This window comes from Methylobacterium sp. WL18 (assembly GCF_008040015.1).
Taxonomy (GTDB): domain Bacteria; phylum Pseudomonadota; class Alphaproteobacteria; order Rhizobiales; family Beijerinckiaceae; genus Methylobacterium; species Methylobacterium mesophilicum.
This window is the reverse complement of record NZ_VRVD01000706.1, coordinates 1-2,239: the sequence shown is the minus strand read 5'-3', so window position 1 is coordinate 2,239 and position 2,239 is coordinate 1. Positions and strand designations below refer to the sequence as shown.

Below are 2,239 nucleotides of genomic sequence, written 5' to 3'. Positions count from 1 at the left end.
GCCGCGGCCGTCGTCGCGGTGCCGGCGTTCGCCCGCGCGGCGAAGCGCCGGGTCGCGGCCTTCCTGGCCCTGGCGGTCTTCTCTGCTGCCGTGATCTGGGCGGCGTTCGGAACGACGACGGGCTACTTCGTTCTGAACCGATCGCGGCTCGACGCCGTGGTGGCGGAGATTGCGGCCATGCCCACCCTGGTGTCCTTCGAACGCGGGCGGGACGATCCTCCGGCGGAGGCGGAGCGAACGGCGTGGTGGGAGAGCACCCGCCTCGTCAACGGCCAGCGCGTCACCTTTTACCGCCCGCAAGGCTCGCGCGACACGGACAGCCTGCGGGAGATCGACTTCCTGCGGGAACTCGGGGTTCCCTACGCCCGCTACCGCGCCCTCTGCGGCGCCCTCGAACGCCTCGGGCTCGCGGGGTTCACCCGCGGTCCCGGCGGCGAGATCGGCCTGGACGAACCGATCCCGGGTGGCACGCCCTGGGGCACGTCGTTCGTGTACCGGCCGGACGATGCGTTTCCGCCCGGCTCCGGGGCCGAGAGCGACCGCCGCCTCGCGCCGAACTGGTTTTTCGTGACGCGGGGCTGAGATTCACCGGACAACGCCGCCGGATTCCTGGAAGGAAGGGCGGGCGCGCGGAGCATCCGCCGTGGTGATGGTGCCGGTCCCGAGCAGGGCCGCGAACACGAGCATCGGCACGGCCCAGACCTGCATCGGCAGACCCCAGAAGGCGTGGTCGCGCCCGGCCGGCCCGAAGGTCGTGCCGTGGTTCCAGCGCCATCCGAGACCGAGGACTGCGAGCGCCGCGAGACTCATGGTGAGGCAGACCACCCAGTCAACTTCCGGCCCGTCGACCTGCCGCAGGAGGATCAGGGGCAGGAACATCGCCAGCGCCACGAAGAGGACGACCCAGTAGCCGCGCCCGGTCCAGAAGACGATCATGTGCTGGTCCTTATCCCTCGTGTTTCGGAGCGATCCGCCCGGGCCGCGACCGCGTTAGCCCATCGCGCCGGCGCGCCGGTTGCGCACCATCGCGGCGAGGGCCGCGACGATGATGACCGCCAGCGCCCCGGCGATGACTAGAAGCGTGACGGTGCGGTTCCACAGGCGGTCGAGGGCGAGATCGGTGGTGACGAGGTCGGGCCGGGCCGGATCAGCCAGCACCCGGACGCTGTAATCGCCCACGTGCATGCCCGTGAACACGGTATTGATTCGGCGCACCACCGTGCCCGTCGGCGTGGGCAGGGTGAGGGTCATGTCGCAGAGATGGAGCACGATCTTGGCGCTGCACTTGCCGTCGCTCACCCGCGCGGCGGCGACGGGACGCGCCGTGTCCCGTATTTGCCAATCCGAGATCACCGGCGGGGCCGTGTAGACGGCGCAGGCGACGAGGAGGGCCGCTAGCGCAACGAGGCCGAATAGGGTCCAGAAGATGTTGCCCCAGCCCTGGCGGGGCGGCGGCAGGCGCAGGGGCTCGGGGCGGTCGGCGGCGGTGTTCATGCTCGGAACCTCACGGGATCACGGGAGTCTGGGAGGATTCGGAGGCCGCCGCGGTCTCGGCCAGGACACGGCGCGCCTGCGCCGCCTGCCGGTAGCGGCCGATGAGGCCGGCGAAGTCCTGTACCGACATCCGGTACGGCAGGCCCGCCGTGATGGTGACGATGCGCCGGCCCGGATCGAGCTTCACCTTGCGGCCGCCCGGCGCCGCCTGCGGGAACGGCGCCTCCGGCGGCAGCAGCAGGCGGGTGACGACGCCGTTCTGCCGGGTCGTCATGTCGAGGTCGGCGATGCTGTCCCAGGGGATCGGCCGGTCGAGGCCGGGCACCGCCATGGAATCGGGGCTTAGGATCATCGTCGTGCGCTCGCCCCGCCACAGCCGGAAACCGCCGATGCCGCCGAGGACCGCCCCGCAGGCCAGCGCCACCCCCATAACGGCCCCCGCCTGGCTGGCGGACAGGCCGGGCAGGCCGGCGGCGAGCCACAGGAGGGCGACCCCGATGAAGAAGCCGCCGGCCACCAGGAGGGCGATGGCCCCCGGGCGGGTGCTTTCGCGCAGCATCCGCGCCTCGGTGCCGATCTCCGCCACCGTCGCTTCGAGATGGGCGCGGAACGCCGCGTCGTGGGCCCGCACGGCGTCGAGGAAGTCGTGCGTCGCCGCGCGGCATAGGCCGGCGGGATCGGCGAAGTAGGCCGCGAGCTGGCCGAGCGCGTGCGGGGGCGGCACGGCGGCGGCGGCGGCCAGGAG

3 protein-coding genes and 1 pseudogene are annotated in these 2,239 nt (G+C 72.4%); 1 reads left to right on the top strand and 3 read right to left on the bottom strand.

Going from position 1 to position 2,239, the window contains the following annotated elements:
* A partial coding sequence (locus FV228_RS27280; RefSeq protein WP_147857374.1) for a hypothetical protein occupies positions 1–582 on the top strand: 582 nt, incomplete at its 5' end.
* A gap of 3 nt (positions 583–585) precedes the next feature.
* On the opposite strand, the gene FV228_RS27275 is transcribed toward FV228_RS27280, so the two are convergent.
* The 3 genes and pseudogenes from FV228_RS27275 to FV228_RS27265 form a co-directional block, all read right to left on the bottom strand.
* The gene (locus FV228_RS27275) at positions 586–936 is read right to left on the bottom strand and encodes a hypothetical protein (RefSeq protein WP_147857373.1); all 351 of its coding nucleotides are present in this window, start codon (positions 934–936) and stop codon (positions 586–588) included.
* Positions 937–990: 54 nt separating this feature from the next.
* On the bottom strand, positions 991–1,494 hold the full coding sequence (locus FV228_RS27270; RefSeq protein WP_056186785.1) for a hypothetical protein: 504 nt from the start codon (positions 1,492–1,494) through the stop codon (positions 991–993).
* A 10-nt stretch (positions 1,495–1,504) separates the two neighbouring features.
* Positions 1,505–2,239: pseudogene (locus FV228_RS27265) on the bottom strand (peptidase M48); the annotation flags it as partial.

Excerpts from the sequence above, each read along its gene's own strand:
- FV228_RS27275 (WP_147857373.1), bottom strand. The coding sequence starts at position 936 with ATGATCGTCTTCTGGACCGGGCGCGGCTACTGGGTCGTCCTCTTCGTG.
- FV228_RS27270 (WP_056186785.1), bottom strand. The coding sequence starts at position 1,494 with ATGAACACCGCCGCCGACCGCCCCGAGCCCCTGCGCCTGCCGCCGCCC.